This is a genomic window from Flavobacterium sp. FlaQc-52 (assembly GCF_044007495.1).
Classification (GTDB): Bacteria; Bacteroidota; Bacteroidia; order Flavobacteriales; family Flavobacteriaceae; genus Flavobacterium; species Flavobacterium cupriresistens.
In genome coordinates this window covers 209,986-231,700 of record NZ_JBIPCV010000004.1, presented here as the reverse complement: position 1 = coordinate 231,700, position 21,715 = coordinate 209,986, and the positions used below count along the sequence as shown (strand labels likewise).

The window sequence follows — 21,715 nt, the reverse complement described above, 5'->3', positions numbered from 1 at the left end:
TTAGCAATTTATTTCCTGCTTTTCGATAAAATTATAAATGGCAATTGGAAAAGGAAACGTTTTCAAATTGTTAGCTTCTATACCGTTTTCAATTCTGTCTTTTATTTTAATTTTCCAGAACTGAATATGTAAATGCTGGTGCGAAAGTTTATGAATAACGGTCGCATCACTACACTCCTCTATACCTATAATAGTATAGGCAGGAAAAATATCATTCGCAGCTGCTTTTGAGACAAAATCAAAACCAACAATCTCCTGCGTTTCTAAAAGCGGAAATTCATACAGATTGTGCCAGATGCCTTTTGAAGTCCTTTTTTGTATCAAAGTATTCCCTAAATCATCCTCCAGAATCAAGTAATTAAAAAACCGATTCGTCACTTTTATCTTTTTGGATTTAACGGGCAGAACATCGACTTTCTTTTTTTGCAGCGCCGCACAACTATCAGTAAAGACACAAACAGGGCAATTGGGACTTTTAGGAACACATTGCAAAGCTCCAAATTCCATAATCGCCTGATTAAAGATAGCCGGATTGTCTTTCGGCATTAATTCATGTGCCAGTGCTGTAAATTCCTTCTTAGTCGCAGGCAATGCAATATCGGATTCAACATCAAAGTAACGAGAAAGCACGCGAAATACATTTCCATCTACAACAGGCACCACTTCATTATAAGAAAAAGAGGCTATTGCAGCGGCTGTATATTCTCCAACTCCTTTCAATTTTAGTAAGTCTTTATAGGAAGGAGGAAAAACACCATTCAACTCATTGGCGACGTACTGAGCCGTTTTATGCAGATTTCGGGCACGAGAATAGTACCCTAACCCCTGCCAAAGTTTCAAAACCTGCTCTTCATCGGCATTTGCTAAATCAAAAACAGTAGGAAATTCCTTTGTAAAAGAAAAAAAATAGGGCATTCCTTGCGCAACTCTGGTCTGTTGCAACATAATTTCTGAGAGCCAAATTAGGTATGGATTGGTCGTTTTTCGCCATGGCAGATCACGTTTGTTCTGTAAATACCAATTTATCAATATGTTATGAAAATTCATTGCAAAATACTTAGATTACAAAAGTAAATGTTTATGTAATTAAAATTTAACGATTTAGCTTGATTAATTATTTTTTTAATTCCTATATTTGCAAACTCAAAAAATAGTACACCATTTATAAAATAAAATAGGAAAGAAAATGACGAAAGCAGATATCGTAGCGAAAATTTCAGAGAAACTTGGTCTTGAAAAAGGAGATGTTCAAGCAACAGTAGAAACTTTTATGGAAGAAGTTAAAACTTCACTAGAGACTGGAGATAATGTTTACCTAAGAGGTTTCGGTAGTTTTATTGTAAAAACTAGAGCTGAAAAAACTGGAAGAAACATTTCTAAAAACACCACTATCAAAATTCCAGCACACAACATTCCTGCTTTTAAACCTGCAAAAGTATTTGTAGAAGGGGTTAAAACAAACAACGAAGCTAAATAACATTATTAATTAATCATAAAATCGATACGATATGCCAAGTGGTAAAAAAAGAAAGAGACATAAGGTAGCTACTCACAAAAGAAAAAAAAGAGCGAGAGCTAACCGTCACAAGAAGAAAAAGTAGTTTTAAACTACTTTTTTCTTTTTAAACGTTCATTGAAATTTGGGAAATTTCAAAAATTCCAAAAAATAAAATCCAAAATCCAAAAAAAGAGGAATCTCTATAGGTTTCAATTGGAATTTGGAGTTTTAAAACTTGAGATTTAACTTTTCCCTCCCGGGTTCAATACCTGTTAAAAAAATATTGTTTAATCCATCTGTAAATAAGATTTTAGACCTGAGATTTTAGACTTTAGATTTCTTTAAAAAAATCCATTTTCTTTTCTCTTTCTTCTATTTTCTGAAAAAACAGATAAAAATTTACAGTGTGAATAAAGAATTAATCATTAGATCTAGTTCTGAAGCCGTAGATTTTGCCTTATTAAAAGATGGAAAACTAATTGAATTACACAAAGAAGAAGAGAAAAGCAATTTTCAAGTTGGTGATATATTTATTGCCAAAATACGAAAACCAGTTGCTGGACTTAATGCTGCTTTTGTAAATGTAGGCTTCGAAAAAGATGCCTTTTTACATTATCATGATTTAGGACCTAACTTAGCTTCCCAACTGAAATTCATAAAACTTGTAAGCGCAGGTAAAATAAAAGATTTCTCCCTAAAAACCTTTCAGTTTGAAAAAGAGATTGACAAAGATGGCATCATTACTGATATTTTAAGTGCCAATCAATCTGTTTTAGTACAAGTCGTAAAAGAACCTATATCTACCAAAGGCCCAAGAATAAGCGCTGAGCTTTCCTTGGCAGGAAGATTTATTGTTCTCGTTCCGTTTTCTGACCGTGTTTCTATTTCACAAAAAATAGAAGACAAAAAGGAAAAGGATCGTCTAAAAAAACTTGTATTATCGATCAAACCTAAAGGATTTGGTGTTATTGTTCGCACAGTAGCCGAAGGCAAAAACGTAGCCGAATTAGAAAAAGATTTGCAGAACCTGCTTAGCAGATGGACTGCAATGTGTAAAAAATTACCAACTGCTCATCATCCATCAAAAGTATTAGGAGAGCTTAACAGAGCTTCTTCAATATTAAGAGATGTATTCAATGATACCTTCAGCGGTATTCAGATAGATGATGAAGAGTTGTACCATCAAACAAAGGAATACTTGCAAGAAATTGCACCTTCCAAACAATCGATTGTTAAGTTTTATCAATCAAATGACACTCCAATTTTTGAGAAATACAATATAGAAAGACAAATCAAAACTTCATTTGGAAGAACGGTCTCAATGAGCAAAGGCGCTTATCTGATAATCGAACATACGGAAGCTCTACACGTCATTGACGTAAACAGCGGAAATCGTTCGAATAAAGCAACTAATCAGGAAGACACTGCCATGGAAGTGAATATGATTGCTGCCGCCGAAATTGCCAGACAACTTCGTTTGCGTGATATGGGTGGAATAATCGTAGTTGATTTTATTGATATGTCTAATCCTGAAAACAGGAAGGTCCTGTTCGACTTCTTGCGAGAAGAAATGAGCGACGATAAAGCAAAGCATAAAATCTTACCACCGAGTAAATTTGGGCTAGTCCAGATTACAAGACAACGCGTAAGACCAGAAGTTAACATTAAAACTAGAGAAGAAGATCCAAACAATGAGCATGGTGAAATTGAAGCACCAATTTTAATCATTGATAAAATCACCTCTGATTTAGAAAGAATTTTAAAAACCCACAATAAAGTTGTACTTAATACACATCCGTTTGTGGCTGCATACCTCAGTAAAGGTTTTCCATCATTACGTTCAAAATGGTTTTTTGAACATAAGAAATGGGTGAAAATCATACCTCGTGACGCTTACACGTACTTAGAATACCATTTCTATGATAAAAAAGGAAATGTTATTTCAGAATAAACAAAAACCGCTTTTCGAAAGATTAGCGGTTTTTTTGTGTCTTTTTTTTAGTGTTTTGCTACGAATTTCGCGAATTGGCACGAATTATTTTTGAAGTGTTTTGTTGAAAAATAGTGCCACAGATTAAACGGATTAGAAAGATTTGCACAGATTTTCTTTTATTGCTTTTGCGAAAATCTGCTACTCGAGCGATAGCGAACTGGCGAAGCAAATCTGCGTGCCATTTTATTTTGACCATCTTTATCATTTTGCCACGAATTTCACGAATTGGCACGACTTTTTTTGCCACTGATTAAAAAGATTTACACAGATTATTTAATCTTTTTAATCCTTTAATCTGTGGCTTTTTCTTTGCTCATAGGTCAGCTTAGTAACTTTTAGTCTTGATCCGATACTATTCTCTTATTACCTCAACTCTTCTGTTAATTTCATTTCCGGATTCGTCAACAACAGTGATGTAATGAAACCCTGCGCTCATTATAATTGGTTTTTCGTGAAAAACTTTAGTGACGCCTTTATAAACGTGGTCGACGTACCAAAACAATTGTTTTTCTCTTTGAGAATAGGCCACTTTAAAAATCACTGGCTGTACTTCACTATTAAAATCCTTCGTTAAATAAATTTTACTGTTCGCTTTCGGATAAATAAAGTCCATGGAACCCGTTTGTGTACCGATACAATCTTCTTTAAAAGGAGGTAGCGGAACATACTCAATATGCTTGCTTTTGTAATACCAGGCCATCACTGGAGGCAGTACAAACCAGTTCTTAGTAATCATTTTATCGACACTTTCGCAACTGCTGTTTACCTGAAATTGTTCGGTTTGGTCTAAATGAATTATTTTATGATACGAACAAACCGTTGTTGTCTTTCCCTTTTTTGTAACTAATTGTTTTATTTTCGGACAACCTTCTTTAGCCAAATGCCCGCTTAAACGACAAACTTCTACTTCATTTAAATCCTCATAAGGGATTTCAAACCATCGCTGTCTTGGAAGCAAATTAAATACGTCAAACAAAATTGGCGCAGCACTTGTAACTCCCGTCAAAGTTGGTCTTCCCTCTCCTGTCGCATTGCCGACCCATACTCCCACAACGTATCTGGAATTGGTTCCAATTGCCCAAGCATCACGATTACCAAAACTTGTTCCTGTTTTCCACGCAATTTTAAGTGAGCTGTCATAAAATTTCCACGCCTCATCTCCTTCCGGTCGATTTACTTCTTCCATGGCATTGTACGTCAACCAAATTGACCCTGCACCTAATATGTTCTTCTGCTCGTTTTCTGATCCAAAATCGGGCTTAAAATCGGTGTCGTAATTTAATTCTGCAAATTCTTGAGTTCTATATTTACCGTGGCTTTTATTAAAATAATTTACTGTTGAAGATAAATTGGAATAGGTTCGGCACAAATCCCATAAATTACTTTCGGCACCTCCCAAAATAAGAGACAAACCATAATGATCCGGTGATTTATTAATGTCTTTTAATTTAAACTTTTGCAGCTCCTCATAAAATTTATTGACTCCAAAATCCTGCAACATCAATACCGACGGAATATTTAAAGAACGTGACAAAGCCCGATGTGCCGGAACAGCTCCGTCGAAAGTCAAATTAAAATTCTGAGGTGTGTAACCTGCAATCTGGGTAGGAACATCGGCAACCAGGGTGTTTGGTAACAATTCTCCATCGTCGAGCATTGCGGCGTACAACAAAGGTTTAAGTATACTTCCTGTACTTCTTGGTGCTCCAATAATATCAACGTCTTTTTGGTGGTCACGATCTGTTGGCGAATTCCCAACGTAACTTATGATACTGCGGTCTTGAACATCAATTACCAGAATTGCCAGGTTATTGACTTCATTTTGCTTGTATTGATTGTAATAATATTTCGCAATCTGATTGACCCTGTTTTGCAGTGCAACATCTACAGTTGTCTTAACCCGCGTACCTTCTCCGTTCTTTGCCACTCGCTGTAATAAATGTGGGGCAATCTGTGGTAAATCATAAGGTTTTTGAGGCAAGGGTTCTTCAATAGAAAGTTCGTAGGTCTGTTTGTCAATACTCCCTTCTTTGTGTAGTTTTAGCAATAACCGATTACGCTTTTCTAATAATTTTATCTGATTTTTTCCCGGGTAAATCAAACTCGGAGCATTGGGTAAAACCGCCAAAGTAGCGCTTTCCGCCCATGACAATTGATTGGACTGCACTCCGAAATAACGCCAGGAAGCCATTTCGAGCCCCACCACATTTCCTCCAAACGGGGCATGTGCGGCATATAACTCGAGAATTTCGTTTTTTGAATACCCTAATTCCAGTCGGGTTGCCAGAATGATTTCTATTGCTTTTTCAAAATAAGTTCTCTTTTTCCCTTTTCTGGACAATCGGATCACTTGTTGTGTAAGTGTACTTCCTCCACGGACTACTTTTCCCGCTTTTCTATTCTGCTTAATGGCATTTACCATTGCAACCGGATTAAAACCAGGATGTTTGTAGAAATACTCGTCTTCAAAATAAACGATACATTTTTTAAATTTATCCGGAACACTGTCCTGTGCCGGAAAACGCCATTGTCCATCACGAGCAATTTTAGCTCCTAATAATTCCCCTTCTTTACTTTCTATAATAGTCGAGTAAGGCTCTTTAAATAAAGTTCCGGGTAACGAAAAATAATAAATCACTAACAGCAAAAACGCAATTAGTGATTTAATTTTATTTCTTTTTATCCAATTGACACAGCGCTGAAAAAGCGCTTTTAATTTATTTTTCAATTTTACAATTTTAATATTCTAATCCATTTTTTCAAACCTGACAGGTTTTAGAAACCTGTCAGGTTTAAAAAAAATAATCAATTATTTTATAACTGCTACCCAGAATCCTTTTGTTCTTGCTAGGAACGTATGATCGTACATCGCTTCACATTGTAATCCCGGTAAATAATAACTTCCCAGATAAGAGGCATTAAGTAAAATTTTGAATGTTTTGGTTTCTCCGGCTTTTAAACCAAAATAGAAATTTGTTCTATCGTCACGAATGTCAATATAATCAGCCGTATTACTTATTGCTTCACCGTAATCTGTAAAACGCGTGTTTACAATCTCAAATCCGGATGGCAAAATCTGCGACAAGGCTACATTCTGCACATATTCATTTTTCTGATTTTTAATTGTTACCTCAGCTACAAACTCCGTTCCCTGTGTAATTCTGGAAACATTAATTACACCACCTTTTCTGTTTTTGAAAACTATTCCGGCAGAAAGATTGCTTTGAATCGCATTTTCCTGACCGATTGGTAAAATTCCCGTATTTAATACCCGAACATAAATCGTATTCTTTTTGTTGTTTTTTAAAGTAATACTATTGCTTCCGGATTTCACTACCAAACTTCTGTCAGCAACTGTTTTAGCTGTTTTTATTTGCTGTGCTTTTCCATCCTTGCTAAACTGAATATCAACTCCTTTCGGACCATTATTCAATGAAAATTTAGACATCGCATACAAACAATAGGCCGTGGTCTGTGTACTCATCCACTGGTCGCTTGCCATACTTTTTGCCAATTTTGTTGCCATTAAGAAAGCATTCTCTTTTTGGTTTAATAACAATAAAGTCTCCAGTGCCATTGCTCTGTTTCGATCACCTGATCCGTAATAGTAATAGTTATACTCACCTGAATTATCGTCAATTTTACTGCGCAATAATAACGTTAATCCTGCACTTTTCTGACCTGCTAAAACATAAGCCGCAGCCAATCGCAATTTACTTTCGTTTGATATTCCGGTTGTTTCACGCAGCCTGTTCATAGAAGACAAATCAGGAGAACCAGCCAAGGCTAATGTATACAAACGGTACGCTTGTGCCATATCATTTCCGTAACGTTGTTCAAAACGCCATTTTTTAGCTTCTTTTTGTTGGTAGGAAATCCATTTTGATTTAAAGTTAATCGGTAAAACATACCCTTTTTTCTCTGCTTCAATTATAAAATGTCCGGCATAAGAAGTTCCCCAATCATCTGCAATTGTATTTCCTTGCCAATACGAAAGTCCTCCGTTTGACAATTGAAAACTTCCTAATCTTGTAATTCCAGCCGCTACATTCTTCTGAATAAGTTGCTGACGGGTTGCATCAACATCCGCAACATCAGTCAAAAACAATTGTGGGAAAACAGATGAAGTCGTTTGCTCTACACAACCGTGTGGATACTGAATCAGATATTGCAATCTTCCATTTAGATTAATCGTTGGCATCGAAGAAACCTCCAATTTGGCTTTATTACTTCCCGAAACCCCGAAGGTTTTCCAGGCGATAGTCTTAGAACTGTTCGGCGGCAAAATCACATCGGTATACGTATTGGTCACCGGATTCGGGTTTGTCATATCGATCTCTACCTCATAGGATGATTTTTCTCTGCCCGAAGTAGCAGTAATCTGCACTTTTGCAATTCCGGTCTGACTACCTACTACCAGATTAAAATACGCCATTTTTTCATCCGGCTGTGCAAAGGCTACATTTTGAACGGTACTTCCGATCACCTGCAAGCCATTGCTAGTTTTAATCTGAACTCTTACATTTTTAATATTTTTTTCTGTTGCAAAAACCGTAACCGGAATCGTTACTTTTTCTGACGGAGAAATTTTTCTTGGCAACGAAGCCAACACCATCAACGGACTGCGAACCGGAGTTGCTTTCTCTGCACTTCCGTAAGCACTTGTTGTTGCATCTCCCGCCACAATCATCGTTCGCACTGAACCAATATATTTTGGTAATGTAACCTGATGTGTTTTTGTTTGTCCTTTCTCTAATTTGAATGGTCCCAGATAAATTACAACCGGTTTAAAACGATTGGCTTTTTTAGCTTTTCCTCCACCTAAATCCTGATCTCCACCAATACTGAAAATCTGATTTACTTTTCCGCCGTAAGCACCAATCACATCGTCATATACGTCCCAGGTTTTTACACCCAAAGCTTCCCGTACATAGAAACTATCCCAGGCATTTGGCGTTTTAAATCGGGTTAAATCCAATAAACCTTCGTCTACAATAGCAATGGTATAGGTCATTTCTTTACCTGATTTCTCACTGACTTTTACAGGAAAGGATTGTTCCGGTCTTAAAACATCAGGCATAGTAAGTGTCGGCTCTAATTTGGTGTTTTTATCAACAACCCCAATCGGAACAATTCCGTACATGCGAATCGGAGAATCGTTCTTGGTCGATGCGTGAGGTTGTAAAAGTGTGATATTAAAATAGACATTGGGAGCCATCGCTGCCGTAATTGGCACCTCTACTTTAGTTTCCCCTTTCTGCGTTTTTACCCAAAGTGTCTGTACTACTCTTGAACCATTTTCGATAGAAACCAAAGCACGTCCACCCTCACTTGAAGGGAAAGAAATCTGCGCTTTTTCTCCTACTGCATACTCTTTTTTATCGGTCGAAAAAACAAGCATATTAGCTGTTGAAGCATCCGTATTTCTGGTTTTTCCGGACCAGATTGGCCAATCGATATTTACTGTTAAAGCTGTTGCATGTCCACCCGTTTCATCTGAAACCCGAATCATATAACGTCCCCATTCTTCATCTTCCAAAGCAAATTGTATGCTTGCTTTTCCGCTTGCATTTGTACTTACTTTGAATGTCTTATAGGAAGTGGTCGCTTCTGAAGAATTGTAATTCGATAAATTATCACTCGAAGCATCCCACCACCAGCGCCATTCTACTTTATAAACTTTTACTTCCAGATCTCTAACCGCTTTTGGTCTTCCGTTTTCATCAACGGTTACAATATCAAAACGATTGTTGGTTCTCGTTTCGAGCATTCCATATCGATTTACTTCCGGTGCTTTTACACCCACATAGGTTTTGTATGGAGAATAGGTTGTCGCCATTGCATCCATACTGAAATCCCCGCCTTCTTCGTATACTTTGGTAATAAAGGATGCTCGCAACATTCCCGGAGCCTGACCTTGTAATTTCGGATTGATACTTACCGACGCTCTTCCGTTAGCATCTAATTTTCCTGAAAATATATTCACCTCTTCTGTACTGAATTTACGTACTAAGTCATCAAAAGTATATTTATCGTAGCCTTTAAAAGTAGTTTTTTGCTCTGAGAATTTGGCTTGCATTTCTACATTCAAATTCTTGGCAATTGCTCCATGAAGCCAGGCCACCTCCAGATTACTTGAGTTAGGGTAAGATGACGATAATATGGCTCTTTGGAAGCTGTTTTTAATCTTTAAACGATTTGGTTTTATCGTTTCAATTTTAATGCTTTTATAATATTTAGCTCCTCCAACGCTTACCATTGCCTCCCAACTTCCTGTTGGCGCGTCGGGATCTGTTGGTACAATAAAAGCATAATGATTCAATTCATTTGATTTCTGAACGGTTTGATAGGTTACCTTTCCGTTCGGATCTGTTAATCTGAATTTTATCGGATGTGCTTTTGGCAGTTTATTCGCAGCATCATTCAAAATAAAAGACAAATACAAATTATCTCCGGGACGCCAAACGCCACGCTCCCCATAAATAAATCCTTTCAGTCCTTTTTGAAGTGTTTCTCCGGCAACATCAAAATTACTGACCGATAACGAATTTCCGTCATCAAGCTTTACATAAGTCGATTGATCTCCCAACGTAACGATAGCAAAATAAGCAAATCGATCGATTTGGAAGGATGCTATTCCCTCACTACTCGTGGCTGTTGTGGCGATTTTTTGCTGTTGAAAGTTGTATAAATCTACTCTCGCGTTCGAAACCGGATCTGTTGTAAGGATATTGTTTACGACAAACAAATACGATTTATTCTCTCCTCTTTTGGCTATTACTCCTAAATCTGAAGCCAGAATATTGGTCGCAATTCTTGCATTGTAATAATACGATCCTGCACATGGATCTTGGCTTTCTCTCCATTCGTAATCATCATAGTAATAATCATCATAGGAGTTTCCGCTATAATTCACATCCTTTTCATCAACTTCTTCCTCTTCATTTTCTTCTGCATCACTTTCGGTCGTTTCGCATTTGTATAAAGAATATTTCTTTTTATACGAGAATTCTACCCTGTAAATAGCACCCGGTTCGGGTTTAATAATCTTCGATAAATCTAAGGCAAAAGTGTTCCATTTGCTTAAATTAACCAACGTGTTTTCTTTAAGATTTATCGTCGTTTTGGCGACGGGCTGAGAAACTCGTTTTAAATTTTGCGCTCCGTTTAATTCATTATTTTGAAGAAATTGCAGTATGTTGTTTTTGTATATTTTATAGACTTTTACATCTACCGCACTTAGGTTTGCCGTTTCAAAATTGAGTTTTAGATTATTGGAACTTGGTAAAATCGTTCCGTTTTTCACAAAACGTACATTTGGTTTTATCTGGTCAAAAGAGATTTTCTGGGAATAACTTTGCTCCATTTTTTTACCGTACTGACTTTCTATTCCCTGAAAAACTTCCAGCAATAACTCTCCGGTTATATTTTGGTCTGATTCGGGCTCTTCTGCTACTACTTCCGGTTCTGCCTCAACAGTTACTTCCGACACGGCTACAGCTGCACTATCTACAACAACACTTGCAGAATCTACGGCAACGGCAGCTGCAATTGTATCTGCTACTACAGCTTCATGAACTACTTTTGGCGCTGCTTTTTCATTACTGAAATATACTTTTAGTACATTCCCTTGTGTTGCAAATTTTAAATTATTCGTATTTTGAATGGCTACCAAACCCGCAAAATCCTGTCCTTTTTCAAGAGGTTCTGAAAAATTGATAGAAACCGACTGATTGTTTTCGTCCGGAATTTCAACTTTTATCACTTTGAATTCATTTATTCCTGTAATCGGAAAGTCTATTTTTCCTTTCTGATCTATATCGAAATCATTTCCGTCGTAAGCGATTTCAAGTTCACTTGGCTCAGAAAAGCGCTGAATGCTGTCAATAATAAATTTGAATTCTTTACCTGACTTTACTGAATTATCGAACTTAATCTTTAATTTATTTCCTTTTTGACTGGCTTCAACCAATTTTTGAGCGGTTTCCAGATCAATATCATCTGCAGTTTTCAATACGCAATTCAGATATTGGTATTCTTTACTGTGCGATTGAATGTCCAACGTATTTATCGTAAAATCCTGTTTAATGGTTTTAACGGTAAAATTGAATTTAGAAAGTTCCTTTTCTTCTTCCTTAGGCAATGTAATTAGTTTATCTAAGTTTAAAGTAACTTGATATTCTGTTCCGGGTTTTAGTTTTTTCTCAGGGATAAAGGCAATCGTATTACTCGAAAGCGCTACAACTTTACCATGTACATTTGGCGAGATATCAAATAAATCATCATCCAATTCCTCATTAACCTTCCATTCTTTTTTCTCGAAAGCCAAAACCACACGTATGTCCGACTGCGACGGGACAATTCCTCCCGTAAAACTAGTGATGTACGCTCTGAATAATGAAAAATCAGAATTGAAATCTGCAGCTGATTTTCTGCCACACGCCTGAAGAATAAAAAACACAAGAAATACGTAAACTAATCTTTTTGCCTTCACTTGAAATAGAATTAATGGTTAGAAATTTAAGATTCGATATAAGGTCGTAACACTTCACACAACTTAAAGTATAACTGAAGAAATGTTAATTATATTATAGTAAAAGTAGCGTATTTTTATTTTACAATTAAGCAGAAAATTCATTAGAAATAACAATTATCTGAAATTAATATGAAGATGAAATGGATTTGCTAATGCAAGGACACAGATAGAAAACTTCCTTCTTAATCCTGTTACGGATAGGGACACGGATTATACGGATTCGCTGGTGCGAAGACGCGGATAGAAACGGATTTTTTTTATAGGTTCTGCTTAAAATTACTTTATAACACTGTTACGGATACGGACGCAGATGAAACGGATTCGCTGGCGCGAAGACGCAGATAGCAAACGGATTTTTTTTACAGGGTATACTTAAAATTACTTTATAACACTGTTACGGATACGGACGCAGATGAAACGGATTCGCTGGTGCGAAGACGCGGATAAAAACGGTTTTTTTTATAGCTTCTGCTTAAAATTACTCTATAACACTGTTGCGGATCTGGACGTAGATGAAACGGATTCGCTGGCGCGAAGACGCGGATAGAAACGGATTTTTTTATAGCGTATGCTTAAAGTTGCTTTGTCTTTATCATTTTGATAGACACTTAGAAGATTGTTTTACCAAAGTTAAAACAAGTACTAAAAAAACTCTTGTCGTAAAGTATAGAAAAAAAATAAAATCCGCGTTTATCCGCGTCTTCGCACCAGCGAACCCGCATAATCCGTGTCCTATCACACTAAATGACTTGTATTATTTTCTCCTTAAAGCAAAAAAACGTTTCATTAAATCGGCTGCTTCATTGGCCATAATTCCTGAAACTACAGTAGTTTTCGGGTGTAATTTTGTACCCATTGTCATAAAACCGCGCTGTTCATCACGGGCTCCAAAAACAATTTTTGTAATCTGACTCCAATACAAAGCCCCCGCACACATCTGGCAAGGCTCCAGTGTTACGTACAAGGTGCAATCTTTTAAATATTTTCCACCCAGAAAATTTGCCGCCGCGGTAATGGCCTGCATTTCGGCATGGGCGGTAACATCATTAAGCAATTCCGTCAGGTTATGACTTCTTGCTATAACTTTATCGGCTACAACAATTATGGCTCCAACAGGAATTTCACCTTTATCAAAAGCCATTTCTGCCTCTTGTAAAGCTTTTTTCATGAAGTATTCGTCGGTAAAAGGATTTATCATAAAATTTTTATGCTATAAGTAATTTACAAATTAGTTTCAAAACTATAATCTGTAATTTTTAGGATTTTGAGATACAGAAAAAATATCCAGAATATAAATTCTGCTTTTTTCAATTCTGTAGACTATTTTAAAATTCCATTTAGGAAAAAACCTGATGTCTTTTGAATTGAACAACGGTTCTATTGGATTTTTCTCCGGAAACAAATTGAGTTTTTCACCCAAATCAAATAAAGTTTCTACCACCAAATCCGCATTTTTCGGACTTTGAGAATAAATATAATCATAACTGTTCTGAATCGATTGTATCGCATTTACAGACCAGACAACCGGCTTCATTTCTTTATGATCTTTTTTCTTGCTTCTTCGGTGCTGTAGCCCTGTTCGCCGGCATCGGAAAGATTCATGATTTCATTCAAATGATTTTCATACTCTTTTACTGTTAATGGTTTTCCATTGGTTGAATGGGTATAAATATCATTATTTAGTAAATCTTCAATCTGATTCAATAATTGCACATTGTCAGTATCCAGGATTCTGTGTACAATGTTCCTACGTTGCGCTTCTACATTCATATCATTCAGGATTTACTTCAAAGTTATACAATTTTTCTAACTATAAAATTCAATCGTTCTTACCCTTTTCATCAGAGCTCGTCGGTAAAAGGGTTTATCATAACGCAAAAATACATCTTTAGTCCTTATTTTTATTATATTTAGTCCTTTGTAATTTAAATAATGGAAACAAAATATAAAATCTCTATTCCAGAACCCTGTACAGAAAACTGGGACAAAATGACACCAAAAGACAACGGCAGATTCTGTTTGAGTTGTACCAAAACTGTGGTTGACTTCACCACCATGTTACCCGAAGAGGTTCAGCATTATTTTATTTCAAATCAGAATAAAAGCATTTGCGGCAGGTTTAAAAACACGCAATTGGACGAAATCATTATTCAGATTCCGAATCGTGTATTGTACTCGCAAACGCAATATCACAAAATGTTCTTGTTGGCACTATTTATTGCTATGGGGACTACTTTGTTTAGCTGTTCGGATAAAAACGGAAACAAACAAAAAATTGATACCATAGAAATTGTCGACAATGCTTCGACAGGAAAATCTATTATTAGAAATGATTCCGCTTCAGAAACAGACTCAAAAAAAAGTAACGAAAAATGTACTCCACGAGCCACAATGGGAATAGTGATTCCGAAAAATGATGAAATCCCACTTAAATATGATATCGTTTTTAACTCCAATGACTTAGATGTTTTACCCGTTCCGGAAGAGGGGATGAAAAAATTCTATTCGTTTTTCAATAAAAATTATACAGCCCCAGGCACGACAGAAAAATATCGAGGAAAAATATTTATTCTATTTGTAATAGAGAAAGACGGCAGTTTGAATAATTTCAACATAGTTAAAAATACTCCTGTAGAAATCGGAGAAGAGGTTATTAAAATTCTAAAAACCGCTCCCAATTGGATTCCCGGAAAAATAAACAATACGATTGTCCGATCCTCTTACATTTTACCAATCACAATTAAATAATAAAATCTCATAAGCCGCTTTATTGAACTAAATTTTAACTTTAAAATTGTAAATTTGTTTTTTATAGAAAAATGAAAAGCAATCTACTCTCCAACATAAACAATCCGGCCGATTTACGTTTACTCGACGAAACTCAATTACCCCAATTGGCTAAGGAATTACGTGATTTTATTATTGATATTGTTTCGGTAAAAGAGGGGCACTTAGGCGCCAGTTTAGGCGTTATCGAGCTTACAATTGCTTTGCATTATGTTTTTAACACACCTGAGGATTTACTGGTTTGGGATGTTGGACATCAGGCTTACGGACACAAAATCCTTACCGAAAGAAAAGAAAACTTTGATACCAACAGACAGCTTGGTGGCATTTCCGGATTTCCTAAAAGAAGCGAAAGCATTTACGATACTTTTGGCGTAGGACATTCCTCTACTTCCATCTCGGCAGCACTTGGAATGGCCATTGCTTCTCACTTAAAAGGAGAAACCTACAAACAACATATTGCTGTAATTGGTGACGCCTCTATCGCATCGGGAATGGCTTTTGAAGGGTTAAATCACGCCGGAGTAACAGACGCTAATCTATTGGTCATTCTAAATGATAATGCGATCGGAATTGATCCCAGTGTTGGTGCTTTAAAAAAATATCTTACTGCGGTAAAAGAAGGAAAGAATCCGAAGAAGAATAACATGATTAAATCACTGAATTTTGACTATTCAGGACCCATCGACGGTCACGATTTAATTGGATTGATAAAAGAATTAAATCGTTTAAAGAAAATAAAAGGACCCAAATTTCTTCACATTGTTACAACAAAAGGCAAAGGCCTGCAACAAGCCGAAGAGAACCAGGTAAAATACCATGCTCCCGGAAAATTTGATGCTTCAACAGGAGAAATTCTTTTAAAATCGGAAGAAAACCAACCTCCAAAATACCAGGATGTTTTTGGTTTAACCCTCTTAGATTTAGCCAAAAAGAATCCGAAGATTATCGGAATCACACCGGCAATGCCATCGGGAAGTTCGCTAAAGTTTATGATGGATGAAATTCCGGAACGTGCTTTTGATGTTGGAATTGCAGAACAACACGCTGTAACCCTTGCTGCCGGAATGGCTACACAAGGGATGATCGTGTATTGTAATATTTACTCCACGTTTTTACAACGTGCTTACGACCAGGTAATTCACGACGTAGCTTTACAGAATCTACCTGTAATCTTTTGTTTAGACCGGGCAGGTCTGGTTGGCGAAGACGGAGCAACACATCACGGTGTTTTTGATATTGCCTATCTGCGATCCATTCCGAACCTGATTATTTATGCTCCAATTAATGAAATTGCATTGCAAGACATTCTTTACACCGCACAATTGGGACTGGATCACCCCATTGCGATCCGATATCCGCGAGGAAAAGGGGTTTTGCCCAATTGGAAAGTAGAAAATTTCGGACACTACAAAAATATTGTGATTGGCGCAGCAAATTGTCTTAAAAAAGGAACAAAAAAAGCTGTTTTATCTACCGGAACTATTGGTAATAATGTATTAGCAGCATTAAATGAATGTTCTAATGCCAGTGAAATAGCTCATTTTGACTTTCCATTCATTAAACCACTGGATTACAATGCGTTACAAGAAATATTCAATACTTACGAGACTATTTTCACAATTGAAGACGGTACTATAAACGGCGGTTTCGGAAGCGCCATTTTAGAGTTTGCTGCTGCAAATAATTTCACCAATTCAGTGAAAATTTTAGGGATTCCTGACACATTTATAGAACATGGAACTGTTCTTGAATTACAACAATTGTGTAAAATTGACGTTAAAAATTTGACAAAACTTTTTTCAAATCATTGAAAAGAATTATTTTGCAAGGCCAATACAACCAAAAGTTACGCCTGATGAAATTATTTCGATTCTCCTTATTGTTTTTACTTTTCACTTTCACCACTACAATTTCTGCTCAAAGTATTATCAAAACGACCTTAGAGCCCAATCAAATTCCGGAGGCTCCTTCCAACTGGACTAAAAAAAATCAGCTTGGTTTTGACATTTCCGAAATTGCTTTCGTGAACTGGAGTGCGGGGGGAACGAGTTCTATTTCAGGGTTATTTAAAGGTGAATTTGCCAGAACTTATGCAAAAGGAAACCACAAATGGTTTAACGAGTTAATTGTTAAGTACGGTTTAAACAAACAAGACGGTACGGAACTTAGAAAAACAGACGATGCTCTTTTGCTTAACTCAACTTACGGTTTTAGACAAGATACCTTATCAAATTGGTATTATTCGGCTAAGTTTAATTTTAATACTCAATTTACCAACGGTTACAATTATCCGAACAAAGACATCGTTATTTCCAAACCCTTTGCACCAGCTTATGTATTCTTAGGAGCTGGAGCGGAAAATTCAAATAAAGCAAAAAACAGAACCTTCTATTTCTCACCAATCACGTTAAAGACAACGTTGGTATTGGATCAATATTTAGCCGATCAAGGATCTTTTGGTGTTAAAAAAGCCGTCTATGCTCCTGACCCTCTTGATCCGAACAGTAAGATTTTAGTTGAAAGAGGTCAAAAAGTAAAAGCCGAATTTGGTATTTTACTTACCGGATACATGAAAAATGAAATCTTCAAAAACATTTTTTACGAGAACAGACTGAGTTTATATACAGACTATCTGAACCGATTTGGGAATGTCGATGTTGATTACGATACCCGTTTAGATCTTGTTGTAAATGCTTATGTAAAAGCGAATATCGGTATTCACTTAGTTTATGACGATGATATTAAAACCAAAAAAGACTTTGTAGACCCAACAACCGGCACAACAAGTCAGGTTAACGATGGCCCTAGAGCGCAGCTGAGACAAGTTTTAGGTGTGGGTCTGGTATATGCCTTTCAATAGTTAATTCGGTTTTCTTCCGTTAATCATTTCAAATAATTCTAACGCATTTCCATCTGTTAAAAGAGAAACATAATGGCAAATGTGAAGCAAACGATCGTATAAACTGGTTTTCTCTAAACGGTGTTTTTCAGGAAGCATTTTCAGCAATAATTTATCGTAATTGGATGCTTTTCCTTCATAGTCGTTATTGAAAGCCGTAATAAACTTATCAAGTAAGGTTTGGATAATCTGATATCCCACAATTTCTTTCTCGATAACTTCTCTACTCTGATAGATTTTTTCAACACTTAAGTTGATAATATCTGTCATCTGAGCTTTGTATTTACTTTTATCTGTTAATGCAAAAGGAAATTTTCCAGCCAGAATCGCTTCTTCATTTTCAATAAAAACATTTACGGCATCGTTAATTAAAGTACCGATGGCCAATGCTCTCAAATAACTGATTCTGTCTTCTTTTGTGGTTAAAGTTTTGTATTTAGCCACTCCGATATTATCCTTTACCAATTTGATCAAATATTCTAAAGCATAATCTTCCGAAACCAAACCAAGATTTATTCCGTCTTCAAAATCTATAATGGTATAGCAAATATCATCTGCCGCTTCTACCAAATAGGCCAATGGATGTCTTTCGAAACCAACATCCTCACCGGTTTTATTGGTGATCATTCCCATATCCTCCGCTACTTCTTCAAAAAATGCTTTATCGGACTGGAAGAAACCGTATTTTTTATCGGCAATGTTTTGTGTTGGTTTTTTAGGCAGACTTTCTTTTGGATATTTCATAAAAGCGCCTAAAGTGGCATACGAAATTCTCAAACCACCTTCGATCCCCGGACGACTTGCTGTCAGTACCGAAAATCCGTTGGCATTTCCTTCAAAATCAATTAAATCCTGCCATTCTTTAGCAGTCAATTGCTCCTTATATTGTTTTCCGTTTCCGATAGAAAAGTATTCCCCAATTGCTTTCTCTCCCGAATGTCCAAAGGGAGGATTCCCAATGTCATGCGCCAGAGAAGCTGCGGCCACAATAGCCCCAAAATCGTTCATATGATACCCGTGAACTTCTTTCAGATACGGATATTTTTCTATGATTTTTTTTCCAACCAAACGCCCTAATGAACGTCCGACAACGGAAACCTCTAAGCTGTGTGTTAATCTGGTGTGGACAAAATCGGTTTTAGAAAGCGGAATGACCTGCGTTTTATCCTGCAACGATCTAAAGGCTGCCGAAAAGATAATTCGGTCATAATCTACCTCAAAACCTAAGCGGGTATCATCTTGTTCTATACGTAATCTTTTACTTGTGTCGCCTTGTTTCTTAAGAGATAAAAGTTGTTCCCAGTTCATTATAATTATAGATTGGTGATTTTAGATTTTAGATTGAATGCCAAAAATACGCTAATTTTAGGACTTTCTTGGAGTGGTTAACAGCTATTAAAACTCCAATGCCGTACTGTGTTTTATTTCACCCATTACAAAAATACTGTTGGTGTTCCCGATATTCTCGATAGTCGACAGTTTGTTCATTACAAAATCCTGATAACTAGTCATATCCTGAACTAAAATTTTCAACATAAAATCATAGTCGCCGGCAATGTTGTAACACTCGATAATTTCAGGAAGCGCCACAATATCTTTCACAAAATTACTTCCCACGTTTCTGGCGTGTTCTTTTAGACGGACATTACAAAAAACGGTCATCCCACAATTCATTTTTTTCCGGTCTAACAGTGCTACATATTTTGTAATATATCCGTCACGTTCCAATCTTTTTATACGTTCATAAACCGGTGTAACTATAAGAAATAACTTCGCAGCGAGGTCTTTTGTATTGATATTCGAGTCTTCCTGGAGGTGTCTGAGGATCTGTAAATCGGTTTTATCTAAGTTTTCCATAGTAATTTTTACGGCTAAAGGTTCGCTTCAAACAATTCATCAGTAATAAAATCTTTTAGCCATACCAAGCAAGTTGAAACAAAAAAAGCACTCCGATTGGAGTGCTTTTTAAGATTGAAAACTAATTTAAGATTAGAAATTCTTAGAAATTCCAATATTAAATGTTTGTCCGAAGTTAAAGTAGAATTTACTAACATCTGCTCCGTTGTTATCGTAGCTTAATGTTTCGTATCCTAAACCACCAATACTGAAGTTTAAACCGAAACCTTTTTTCATATTGATGAAAAGAGCTGGAGTTACACCAACATACATACCATCCGCTTTAGTTTTTGTAGAAAAACCATTGTTATCAATTCTTTTGTTTGTTTGATTTTGGAAACCAGCTCCTAAATCAGCAAAAACAGAAAAAGTTTGGCTCAATGGCACTGAATAACGTACAAATGCTCCAAATCTAGAACTGTTTGTTTTAAATTCTGGTGATCCTGCTCCTTGATCGTTTTTTGAAGAAGCAACTGTAAATTCACCTCCAACAGTCCAATTGTCATTAAATTGGTATCCTACTCTAGGAGAAAAGCTAAATTCGCTTTCTTTTGATTCTACTCCTCCAAAATCTGTAGTCTCAGAAGCATAACCAATGTTTCCACCTACTAATACAGTTCCTTTTTGCGCGCTTACAAAACTAGTCATCGCCAAAGCAGCGATAATTAAAAATTTTTTCATAATTTGGGTTTTAATTTAAATTGTATTGTCCCTTAAGCAAGAACGATGCCGTCATTGCTGGGTTTTATATTTATTTTAAGAATTCTTTGAATGCTAATTTTTAGCAATCAAAGTTATTTCTGTTTACTTTTGTGGCAAATAAAAAGTTATGTCGATAGAAGTAAACAGTATATCAAAAAGTTACGGAACGCAAAAAGCGCTTAATGAAGTTTCATTTAAGATTGAAAAGGGTGAAATCGTTGGATTTCTTGGTCCAAACGGAGCCGGAAAATCTACTCTGATGAAAATTTTGACTACTTATTTACTTGCCGATAGCGGCTCAGCCCTTGTAAATGGTCATGATGTCATGACAAACACTAAGGCAGTACAACTTTCTATTGGCTACTTACCGGAGCACAACCCCTTATATTTGGATTTGTATGTTCGTGAGTATTTGGCTTTTAACGCTGATGTTTATCAGGTAGAAAAAGCAAGAATCGAAGAAGTAATACAACTGACAGGACTGTCAGTTGAAAGTCATAAAAAAATAGGTCAGTTGTCAAAAGGATACCGCCAGCGTGTGGGACTTGCCAATGCTTTACTACACAATCCTGATGTTTTGATTTTGGACGAACCAACTACCGGTCTGGATCCTAACCAGTTAATGGAAATCCGAAATGTAATTAAAAATGTAGGGAAAAATAAAACCGTTTTTCTGTCAACGCACATCATGCAAGAGGTCGAAGCCATCTGTGATCGTGTCATAATTATTGACAAAGGACAAATTGTAGCGGATAAAAAGTTAGACAAATTAATTTCTGAAGACAAACAACAGGTAATCGAAGTGGAATTTGATTATCAGGTAGAGCCGCAATTACTAGCCAAACTCGAAAATATCAGCTCTTACGTTAATACGCATGACATGATCTGGGAACTTACTTTTGTTACTGAAAAAGACATGCGCCCTGCCCTTTTTGATTTCGCCAATGAAAATGGGTTAAAAACGTTACAACTAAATCAGAAAAACAAAAACCTGGAGGCTGTGTTTAGAGAAATTACTAAATAAGTTTTCAGTCTCAGGTTGCACCTTATATATCTTGCTTTGCAAGTTCACAAAATCGCTCTATTATGCTATAGGGCGATTTTTTTGTTTTGAAATCTATTCTTTCCTTTTTAAAAACAACTAACCTTCAGCACTTTGTTATTTTAACAGTCATTTTTATTTTGTTTTTATTTAGACTTGATATAAATAGTATTATATTTGAAGATTGAAACTCCAAAAAAACATCCAATGCCTCCCTCCTTTAGCTTTATCAAAAATTTACTTCAGCAGTTACTAGAACAAACTTCTCGTTTTCAGCAAAAAATAACGAATCAACTGGAAGAAATTATCCTGCAGTAAAACATCCCTTTTACTTTTCATCGGTATCCGATTGTCTCCGT

The 21,715-nt window shown here is 36.3% G+C and carries 15 protein-coding genes; 6 read left to right on the top strand and 9 right to left on the bottom strand.

Features of this window, described 5'->3' with window-relative positions:
• Window positions 1-1,047, bottom strand: a complete 1,047-nt coding sequence (gene mutY, locus ACHRV5_RS09685; RefSeq protein ID WP_395426600.1) for an A/G-specific adenine glycosylase — start codon at window positions 1,045-1,047, stop codon at window positions 1-3.
• Window positions 1,048-1,186: 139 nt separating this feature from the next.
• On the opposite strand from mutY, the gene ACHRV5_RS09680 reads away from it, so the two are divergent.
• The gene (locus ACHRV5_RS09680; protein ID WP_007805026.1) at window positions 1,187-1,477 is read left to right on the top strand and encodes an HU family DNA-binding protein; all 291 of its coding nucleotides are present in this window, start codon (window positions 1,187-1,189) and stop codon (window positions 1,475-1,477) included.
• 427 nt (window positions 1,478-1,904) lie between these two features.
• Window positions 1,905-3,449: a ribonuclease E/G gene (locus tag ACHRV5_RS09675; protein WP_047772924.1), complete on the top strand. Its 1,545-nt coding sequence runs from the start codon at window positions 1,905-1,907 to the stop codon at window positions 3,447-3,449.
• Window positions 3,450-3,843: 394 nt separating this feature from the next.
• Here ACHRV5_RS09675 and pbpC read toward each other — a convergent pair whose 3' ends face one another.
• From pbpC to ACHRV5_RS09650, 5 genes are all read right to left on the bottom strand, one after another.
• Window positions 3,844-6,219: a penicillin-binding protein 1C gene (gene pbpC / locus ACHRV5_RS09670; protein WP_395426599.1), complete on the bottom strand. Its 2,376-nt coding sequence runs from the start codon at window positions 6,217-6,219 to the stop codon at window positions 3,844-3,846.
• Window positions 6,220-6,300: 81 nt separating this feature from the next.
• On the bottom strand, window positions 6,301-11,985 hold the full coding sequence (locus ACHRV5_RS09665; protein ID WP_395426598.1) for an alpha-2-macroglobulin family protein: 5,685 nt from the start codon (window positions 11,983-11,985) through the stop codon (window positions 6,301-6,303).
• 796 nt (window positions 11,986-12,781) lie between these two features.
• On the bottom strand, window positions 12,782-13,225 hold the full coding sequence (locus tag ACHRV5_RS09660; RefSeq protein ID WP_047772918.1) for a nucleoside deaminase: 444 nt from the start codon (window positions 13,223-13,225) through the stop codon (window positions 12,782-12,784).
• A gap of 42 nt (window positions 13,226-13,267) precedes the next feature.
• Entirely contained in the window at window positions 13,268-13,561 is a 294-nt protein-coding gene (locus tag ACHRV5_RS09655; RefSeq protein WP_395426597.1) for a type II toxin-antitoxin system RelE/ParE family toxin, read from the bottom strand.
• Window positions 13,558-13,797: a hypothetical protein gene (locus tag ACHRV5_RS09650; protein WP_395426596.1), complete on the bottom strand. Its 240-nt coding sequence runs from the start codon at window positions 13,795-13,797 to the stop codon at window positions 13,558-13,560. The genes ACHRV5_RS09655 and ACHRV5_RS09650 overlap by 4 nt, the downstream gene beginning before the upstream one ends.
• A 162-nt stretch (window positions 13,798-13,959) precedes the next feature.
• Here ACHRV5_RS09650 and ACHRV5_RS09645 point away from each other — a divergent pair, with 162 nt between their 5' ends.
• From ACHRV5_RS09645 to ACHRV5_RS09635, 3 genes are all read left to right on the top strand, one after another.
• The gene (locus tag ACHRV5_RS09645) at window positions 13,960-14,775 is read left to right on the top strand and encodes an energy transducer TonB (protein ID WP_395426595.1); all 816 of its coding nucleotides are present in this window, start codon (window positions 13,960-13,962) and stop codon (window positions 14,773-14,775) included.
• Window positions 14,776-14,846: 71 nt separating this feature from the next.
• Window positions 14,847-16,628 (top strand): 1-deoxy-D-xylulose-5-phosphate synthase, encoded by a 1,782-nt coding sequence (locus ACHRV5_RS09640; RefSeq protein WP_395426594.1) that lies wholly within the window; start codon window positions 14,847-14,849, stop codon window positions 16,626-16,628.
• A 44-nt stretch (window positions 16,629-16,672) separates the two neighbouring features.
• Entirely contained in the window at window positions 16,673-17,677 is a 1,005-nt protein-coding gene (locus tag ACHRV5_RS09635; protein WP_047772910.1) for a DUF3078 domain-containing protein, read from the top strand.
• On the opposite strand, the gene ACHRV5_RS09630 is transcribed toward ACHRV5_RS09635, so the two are convergent.
• The 3 genes from ACHRV5_RS09630 to ACHRV5_RS09620 all read right to left on the bottom strand — a co-directional run bounded on the left by ACHRV5_RS09630 (window position 17,678) and on the right by ACHRV5_RS09620 (window position 20,293).
• Window positions 17,678-19,024 carry a deoxyguanosinetriphosphate triphosphohydrolase gene (locus ACHRV5_RS09630; RefSeq protein WP_395426593.1) on the bottom strand — a complete coding sequence of 449 codons (1,347 nt, stop codon included), beginning with the start codon at window positions 19,022-19,024 and terminating at the stop codon, window positions 17,678-17,680.
• A gap of 87 nt (window positions 19,025-19,111) precedes the next feature.
• Window positions 19,112-19,573: an Lrp/AsnC family transcriptional regulator gene (locus ACHRV5_RS09625; RefSeq protein WP_395426592.1), complete on the bottom strand. Its 462-nt coding sequence runs from the start codon at window positions 19,571-19,573 to the stop codon at window positions 19,112-19,114.
• A gap of 132 nt (window positions 19,574-19,705) precedes the next feature.
• Entirely contained in the window at window positions 19,706-20,293 is a 588-nt protein-coding gene (locus ACHRV5_RS09620) for a porin family protein (protein WP_047772905.1), read from the bottom strand.
• Window positions 20,294-20,441: 148 nt separating this feature from the next.
• On the opposite strand from ACHRV5_RS09620, the gene gldA reads away from it, so the two are divergent.
• Window positions 20,442-21,338 carry a gliding motility-associated ABC transporter ATP-binding subunit GldA gene (gldA, locus tag ACHRV5_RS09615; RefSeq protein ID WP_230004445.1) on the top strand — a complete coding sequence of 299 codons (897 nt, stop codon included), beginning with the start codon at window positions 20,442-20,444 and terminating at the stop codon, window positions 21,336-21,338.
• The last annotated feature ends 377 nt before the right edge of the window (window positions 21,339-21,715 follow it).